At 62.9% G+C, this 7,697-nt stretch carries 6 protein-coding genes; 3 read left to right on the top strand and 3 right to left on the bottom strand.

The genetic code is table 11. The features are described 5' to 3' along the window. Nucleotides 1-149: 149 nt before the first annotated feature. Nucleotides 150-1,736, bottom strand: coding sequence for an ABC-F family ATPase (locus J4D28_RS30220; RefSeq protein ID WP_009043780.1), 1,587 nt, complete (start codon nt 1,734-1,736; stop codon nt 150-152). A 537-nt stretch (nt 1,737-2,273) separates the two neighbouring features. On the opposite strand from J4D28_RS30220, the gene lpxO reads away from it, so the two are divergent. Continuing rightward, nucleotides 2,274-3,173 carry a lipid A hydroxylase LpxO gene (gene lpxO / locus J4D28_RS30215; RefSeq protein ID WP_009048901.1) on the top strand — a complete coding sequence of 300 codons (900 nt, stop codon included), beginning with the start codon at nt 2,274-2,276 and terminating at the stop codon, nt 3,171-3,173. A gap of 86 nt (nt 3,174-3,259) precedes the next feature. Here lpxO and ligD read toward each other — a convergent pair whose 3' ends face one another. Both ligD and J4D28_RS30205 read right to left on the bottom strand, forming a co-directional pair. Then, complete coding sequence (gene ligD / locus J4D28_RS30210; RefSeq protein WP_103331969.1) at nt 3,260-5,794, bottom strand: DNA ligase D; 2,535 nt, start codon at nt 5,792-5,794, stop codon at nt 3,260-3,262. Between the two features lie 32 nt (nt 5,795-5,826). Further along, the gene (locus J4D28_RS30205; protein WP_016701740.1) at nt 5,827-6,699 is read right to left on the bottom strand and encodes a Ku protein; all 873 of its coding nucleotides are present in this window, start codon (nt 6,697-6,699) and stop codon (nt 5,827-5,829) included. Between the two features lie 215 nt (nt 6,700-6,914). Here J4D28_RS30205 and J4D28_RS30200 point away from each other — a divergent pair, with 215 nt between their 5' ends. Both J4D28_RS30200 and J4D28_RS30195 read left to right on the top strand, forming a co-directional pair. Beyond that, nucleotides 6,915-7,280, top strand: a complete 366-nt coding sequence (locus tag J4D28_RS30200; RefSeq protein WP_103331968.1) for a hypothetical protein — start codon at nt 6,915-6,917, stop codon at nt 7,278-7,280. A 67-nt stretch (nt 7,281-7,347) separates the two neighbouring features. Then, nucleotides 7,348-7,697: PQQ-dependent sugar dehydrogenase (locus J4D28_RS30195; RefSeq protein WP_207246524.1), on the top strand; the 350-nt coding region annotated here is incomplete at its 3' end.

The raw sequence follows: 7,697 nt of genomic DNA, 5'->3' as shown, positions 1-7,697 counted from the left end.
ACGCCGGTTTTTTAGATGTGTTTGCTCGCACGAACATCATCAATCAAATCGGCGTTCTTGTTTCTGTGTTTCCCGGAATTCCGTGAAGAACCCAAAAAAAGCCCCGTCACCAGGACGGGGCTTTCAGACTGGCAAGCAACGGGCGTTCCTTAGAACACCACGCCCTGGCTGCGCAGGTAGTCGTCGTAGGTGCCGCTGAAGTCGGTCACGCCGTTCGGGCTCAGCTCGATGATGCGAGTGGCCAGGGACGATACGAACTCACGGTCGTGGCTGACGAAGATCAGCGTGCCCGGGTAGTTTTCCAGGGCCAGGTTCAGCGCCTCGATGGATTCCATGTCCAGGTGGTTGGTCGGTTCGTCCATCACCAGGACGTTGGGCTTTTGCAGGATCAGCTTGCCGAACAGCATGCGGCCCTGCTCACCACCGGAGATGACCTTCACCGACTTGAGGATCTCGTCGTTGGAGAACAGCATGCGGCCCAGGGTGCCACGGATGATCTGCTCGCCTTGAGTCCATTGGCCCATCCAGTCGAACAGGCTGACGTCGTCTTCGAAGTCATGGGCGTGGTCCTGGGCGTAGTAGCCCAGCTCCGCGCTTTCGGTCCATTTCACCGAACCGGCGTCCGGGGTCAGCTCGCCCATCAGGGTGCGCAGCAGGGTGGTCTTGCCGATGCCGTTCGGGCCGATGATCGCCACGCGCTCGCCGGCTTCGACGGTGAAGCTGAAGTTCTTGAACAGGGTCTTGCCGTCGAAGCCCTTGGACATCTGCTCGATGGTCACGGCCTGGCGGTGCAGCTTCTTGGTCTGTTCGAAGCGGATGAACGGGCTGACGCGGCTCGATGGCTTGACCTCGGCCAGCTGGATCTTGTCGATCTGCTTGGCGCGGGAGGTGGCCTGCTTGGCTTTCGAGGCGTTGGCCGAGAAGCGGCTGACGAAGGTCTGTAGCTCGGCGATCTGGGCTTTCTTCTTGGCGTTGTCCGACAGCAGTTGCTCGCGGGACTGGGTCGCCGCGGTCATGTACTCGTCGTAGTTGCCCGGGAACAGGCGCAGCTCACCGTAGTCCAGGTCGGCCATGTGGGTGCAGACGCTGTTGAGGAAGTGACGGTCGTGGGAAATGATGATCATGGTGCTGTTACGCGCCGTCAGAATCGTTTCCAGCCAGCGGATGGTGTTGATGTCCAGGTGGTTGGTCGGTTCGTCGAGCAGCAGCACTTCCGGATCGGAGAACAGCGCCTGGGCCAGCAAGACCCGCAGTTTCCAGCCCGGAGCGACTTCGGTCATCGGGCCGAAATGCTGTTCCAGGGGAATGCCCAGGCCCAGCAGCAGTTCACCGGCGCGGGATTCGGCGGTGTAGCCGTCCATCTCGGCGAAGTCGGTTTCCAGCTCGGCCACGGCCATGCCGTCTTCTTCGCTCATTTCCGGCAGCGAGTAGATGCGGTCGCGCTCGGCCTTGACCTTCCACAGCTCTTCGTGACCCATGATCACGGTGTCGATCACGGTGAATTCTTCGTAGGCGAACTGGTCCTGGCGCAGTTTACCCAGGCGAACGTTCGGCTCCAGCATGACCTGGCCGCCGGACGGCTCGAGGTCGCCGCCGAGGATTTTCATGAAAGTCGATTTGCCGCAACCGTTGGCGCCGATCAGGCCATAGCGGTTGCCGCCGTTGAACTTGACCGAAACGTTCTCGAATAGCGGCTTGGCGCCGAACTGCATCGTGATGTTAGCTGTGGAGATCAATTACTTTACCTATCAAGGGGTTGCGAGCATCGTGTTGGCTCTTGGGTCATTCCCGGGGCATGTTGGAGCGTTTCCATTTCGCCCCGGTCATCGCCAGAGTCGAGCCAGCGAGCATAAGTAGACAGCAACATCTGGACGCTATGGCCAAGTTGCTGGGCAATAAAGGTGGGAGGTCATGTTGGAATTTGGCGCGCATTGTCGCATATGTGCGCCGGCAGTTGTATGACGGCGAGCCACGGATTTTTCATCCAGGCGGCTCAGCGCCAGCCGTTGTAAAAGTCGCCGCTGCGGATTTGTCCCGGGCAATGCGACTTAGGTCGTGGCACCGTGGGCGGACACATTTTCACAAATCGGAGTTAACCTTTGGTTACAAACTGTGGCTAAAATGCCGACCAGTTGCCACATGCCATCATTGGCATGGGCTCAGGGACGTGCCTTCAGGACCTCTTATCGCTTTCGGACGCTGCACATGACCCCTCGGCCCAGGTGGCCCACATGGGGGCGCAGTATGTTCTCTTCTGACATGTGACGATTTCCGTGAAACTCATCATTGCCGCTGTTTACGTTTTATCCATTGCGTATGTGCACCTGCGTGGTCGCGTGCGCCATAAACTGGGCCGCCAGCTGAGTGATCACTCGAGCTTCCTGGCTCCCATCAACTGCTTCCTTTATCTGTTCTCGAAGATCCCCAACCGCCCGTACCTCGATCCGGCCGACTTTCCCGACCTGAGCCCGTTGCAGGCCCACTGGGAAGAAATCCGCGCCGAGGGCCAGAGCCTGCTCAGGGCCGGGGAGATCAAGCGTTCGGAGCAGTACGACGACGTCGGCTTCAACTCGTTCTTCAAGACCGGCTGGAAGCGCTTCTACCTCAAGTGGTACGGCGACAGCCATCCTTCGGCGATGAAGCTGTGCCCGCGGACCACCGAACTGGTGCAGAGCATCGGTTCGATCAAGGCGGCGATGTTCGCGGAACTGCCGCCGGGCTCGAAGCTGGTGCGCCACCGCGACCCTTATGCCGGTTCCTATCGTTACCACCTGGGCCTGGAAACGCCCAACAGCGCCGGTTGCTACATCAATGTCGACGGTGAGAAGTATCACTGGCGCGACGGCGAAGCGGTGATGTTCGACGAGACCTACATCCATTACGCGGAAAACACCACCGAGCAGAACCGCATCATCCTGTTCTGTGATGTCGAGCGGCCGATGAAGTACCGCTGGGCCGCCGCCTTCAACCGCTGGTTCAGCCGCACCGTGATGGCCGCCGCCGGTGCGCCCAACGATGCCGGCGACCGCACCGGGGGCCTGAACCGCGCCTTCACCAAGCTGTACAAGATCCGCCTGCGCGGTAAAGAGCTGAAAAAGCGCAACCGCAAGCTTTATTACCTGGAAAAGTGGGCGATCTTCGCTGCGCTGTTGTTGCTGTTCATCTTCATCTGATTCTCCGCACGGCGAATCGCTGATCGCGGGCAAGCCTCGCTCCTGCATGGGTTCTGCAGGAACGAGGTTTGTCCGCCATCACTTCCTCAAGGCTTGTCCGCCCCCAATTGCTGCCACATCTTCGCGGTGATCCGCTGCCGATGGGCGTAGCCGTGCCACGGATCCTCGGTCAAGGCCTCCAGGCGCTGACTCAGGTTCGCCACATTCCACTGCTGGGCATGCCGGACATCGCCCAGCTCATCCCGGGCGATAGGCACCGAGACCGGCAGTCCCGGGCGCGCCCGTACCGAATAGGCGGCCACGGTGCTGGCGCCGCGGGTGTTGCGCAGGTAATCGACGAAGATCCTGCCGACCCGGTTTTTCGGGCCCATGGTCGCGGTGATGCGTTCCGGCAACTGCTGCGCCATGAACTGCGCGACGGCCTTGGCGAAGCCCTTGACCGTTTCCCAGTCGGCCCTGCGCGCCAGCGGCACGATCAGGTGCATGCCTTTGCCGCCGCTGGTTTTCAGGAAGGCCTGCAAGCCCAGCTCATCGAGCACCGACAGGGTCAGTTGGGTGGCTTCCAGCATGCTTTTCCAGGGCAGGGCCGGGTCCGGGTCGAGGTCGAGCACGAACAGGTCCGGGGTTTCGATCTGATCGTGAGTCGCGCCCCAGGTGTGCAGCTCGATGGTGCCCATCTGCACCGCGCCGATCAGTGCCGACGTACTGTCGATTTCCATCAGTCGCGCGTGGCCGGGGTCCAGCGCCGGGTCGAGGTGACGGATATTGGGGATGGCCAGGTGCTCGGCATGTTTCTGGAAAAACTGCTCGCCTTCCACTCCTTCAGGCGCCCGCAGCAGCGACACCGGCCGGTCGCGCAGGTGCGGCAGGATCTGCTGGTCGATGCTGGCGTAGAACTGCGCCAGTTGCAGCTTGGTGGTGCCGGACTGCTGGTCGATGACCCGTTCCGGGTGGGTGATCCTGACCCCGGCGACGCTGTGGGCGGCCGATTTATCCGAATGGGAGGCCGTATGCCGACTGCGGGTCTCGACGGCCTTGAAGGTCTGTGGCCGCTCACGGACGATTTCGCTGGCCGGCTTATCGCTGCGCAGGGCGATGAAGGCTGCCTGGCGCACCACCTGTTCGCGGGTCCACTCGGCGAACTCGGCTTCGGCCACCAGTTGCGGTTCGATCCAGTGCACGCCGCGGGCCTGGGCCGCGGTCAGGGGCTTGGCCAGTGGCGATGAATCCCGTTCAAGTTCCTGCATCCGCTCATGCAGCTGCTTCAAGGTCTTCTGGTCGAAACCGGTGCCGACCCGGCCGGCGTACACCAGCCCGCTTGCGTCGTTGACCCCCAGCAGCAGGGCGCCAAAGCCGCTGCGCGAACCTTGCGGGCGGGTATAGCCGACCACCACGAACTCCTGGCGCAGCCGGCATTTGAGCTTGATCCAGTCGGCGCTGCGGCGCGACACATAGGGGCTGCCGGCGCGCTTGCCGATCACCCCCTCGAGGGACAGGGCGCAGGCGCTTTCGAGGATGTCCTGGTGGTGGGCGGCAAAGGCTTCGGAAAAGCGCAGGACCTTGCTCGACTTGCGCCCGAGCGCCTGCTTGAGCGCCTGACGGCGTTGTTCCACCGGCGTTTCGCGCAAGTCCTCGCCCTGCAGAAAGGGCGCATCGAACAGGTAATAGATGATGTCTACGCTGCGACCGATATCGAAGGCGTTCTGCAATGCCTGGAAGTCCGGCAGGCCTTGGTCGTTGAGCACCACCATTTCGCCGTCCAGCCAGCTGTCCTTGAGCTTCAGGGCGGCCAGGGCCTTGGCTTGCTGGGGCAGGCGGCTGGTCCAGTCGTGACCGTTGCGGGTCAGCAGGCGCACTTCGTCGTCCTGGATCCGCGCCAGGATCCGGTAGCCGTCGAACTTGATCTCGTAGCGCCAGTCGCCGCTGGGCGCCTTGTCCACCAGGGTTGCCAGCTGCGGCGCCAGGCTTTGCGGCAGGGCGACGACCTTTTTTCCTGGCGGTTTCTTCGCGGTTTTTTTCGCGGCCTGGGGTTTGGCGCGCTTGTTGTCGCCCACCGTGGCACCGCTGAGCACGCTCCTGGGCAGGGCCTGGACCACGTCGTACTCGTCGTTCGGTCGTGCCTGGGCATCCTGCTCCTTGATCAGCAGCCACTGTTCCTTGTCGCCGCTGCCGCGCATATGGGTGCGCACCAGGGTCCAGTCGCCGCCGAGCTTCTCGCCGATCAGGGTGAACTTGAGCTTGCCGGCCCGGTAGCTGGCGTCGGGGTCGTCATGGGGTTGCCAGACGCCATGGTCCCAGACGATCACGTCGCCGGCGCCGTATTGCCCGGCGGGGATGCTGCCTTCGAAATTGCCATAGCTCAGCGGGTGGTCTTCGACATGCACCGCCAGGCGTTTTTGCCTGGGGTCCAGGCTCGGGCCCTTGGGCACCGCCCAGCTTTTCAGGCTGCCGCCCAGTTCCAGGCGAAAGTCGTAGTGCAGGTTGCGCGCAGCGTGCTTCTGGATCACGAAACGCAGGGCCGAGGCGGTCTTGGCGGATTGGCCGAAGGGTTTGTCCGCCGCCGGCTCCGAGGTGATCGCGAAGTCGCGTTTGCGCTGGTATTCACTCAAGGATCTGGCCATGACCCACTACCTTGTCATGCGAGCCGCGCCGTTCAGGCACTGGATCGTTTCGTGGTTTTCTTGGTCGCAGAGGCCTTGCCGGGTTTGTCCGGGCTGGCGGGCGGCTTGCTCCTGGATTTGCCGCCCAGGCTGCGCTTGAGCATTTCGGTGAGGTCGATGACATCGGCACTCCTGCGTTGCGCTTCGCCGGTGCGGCTTTCCACGTCTTCGATCTTGCCAGCCTGGGCCTTTTTCTCCACCAGGGCCATGATTTTGTCGGTGAAGCTGTCGCGGTATTCCTCCGGCTGCCAATCGGTGCTCATGTTCGCTACCAGGCGCTTGGCCATGTCCCGCTCGCCCTTGGTCAGGTCCGGGTGAGTCACCTCCGGCCCCAGGGCCAGTTCGTCGAGGCTGCGCACCTCGGCCGGCCAGCGCAGCATTACCAGTACCAGCGCCGACTCCAGCGGCATCAGCGCCGCCAGATGCTGGCGGGTGTGCAGCACCACCAGGGCCAGGGCGACTTTCGAGGTGCTCCGCAGGGTTTCGCGCAGCAGCGCATAGACCTTGCCGCCGCGCTTGTCCGGGGCCAGGAAGTAAGGGGTGTCAATGTTCTGCAGCGGGATCTGCTGGCTGTCGACGAAGGCGAAGATGTCGATGGTCTGTGTCGACAGCGGGTGGGCCGAGCGGATCTCGTCCTCGCTGAGCAGCACATAGCGGCCTTTCTCGTACGCCACGCCCTTGACGATATGTTCCTTGCTGACTTCCTTGCCGGTGACCTTGTTGATCCGCTTGTAACCCACCGGGTCCATGGTGCGCTGGTCCAGCCAATCGAAGTCGACGCCCTGGGAGGAGGTCGCCGAGACCAGCGCCACCGGAATGTGAACCAGGCCGAAACTGATCGCGCCTTTCCAGATTGCCCGTGCCATGAGCCTGTCCCCGTATTGACTGTGGAATCGCTATGCAGCGACTGGTTTTCAGGTGACCCGTGGCGTGGCGCGAAAGTTTCCCCGGGGTGCCGGCTTGCAGGGGCGAGCCGATAACTCGTGTTACATGTCTGGCGGATTATTTAATTAACAAGGCCGAACCTGCGACGTAGCCTGGACTCGAATGCGATAACTCGTCGCCATCCAGGAGGGTCGCCATGAACAACCTGCTTCGCGGTCTTGCCGTGTTTGCCCTGATGAGCGGGGCCAGCATCGCGGCGTTCGCCGCACCCCAGGCGCACGCGGACAACAGCCCGGCGCCCGCCATGCTGCTGGCGCAGAACCTGCCCGGCAGCATCAACAACAATCCCTACAACAGCCCGATACGCCGGGCCAACCCCAACAGCATGCAGGGCACCCAGCCCAGTGCCCCGGCTGTCCGCGGGGTTAATCCGGTACCGGTGCAACGCCCTCCGACCCTGGAGAACGGCGGCATCGGCAACGGTTACCCGCGCACCATTACCCAGCCACGGATTATCGATCCGACACCCGTGACCCCACCGCGTAACCAACAGCAGCGATAAACGCTGACCGCCCGAGGCCGATGCCGGCTCCGGGCGGAACCCTTTTTATCGACAGAAGGAATCGTGCATGTTGCGTAAAACCCTCTTGGCGACAGTCTGCGCCAGCCTTGTCCTGAGTAGCGCGCTACCGGCCGCGGCCGCCACCCGCCAACAATTGCAGAGCGAACAGGGCCCGCTGAGCGTGACCCCGGTGGTCGAGGGCCTGGATCACCCCTGGGCCCTGGCATTTCTGCCGGACCGCCAGGGCATCCTGGTGACCGAGCGGCCGGGCAACCTGCGGCTGGTCGGCGCCGACGGCAAGCTCTCGGCGCCCCTGGGTGGCGTGCCGCAGGTCTGGGCCAAGGGCCAGGGCGGCTTGCTGGATGTGGTGTTGTCGCCGGACTTCAAGCAGGACCGCCTGGTCTATCTGTCCTACGC

Origin of the sequence: Pseudomonas sp. GW531-T4, assembly GCF_017349615.1 — a bacterium.
Classification (GTDB): Bacteria; Pseudomonadota; Gammaproteobacteria; order Pseudomonadales; family Pseudomonadaceae; genus Aquipseudomonas; species Aquipseudomonas chlororaphis_I.
Note: the sequence above shows the minus strand (reverse complement) of the source record. Positions and strands in the feature narration are given on the sequence as shown.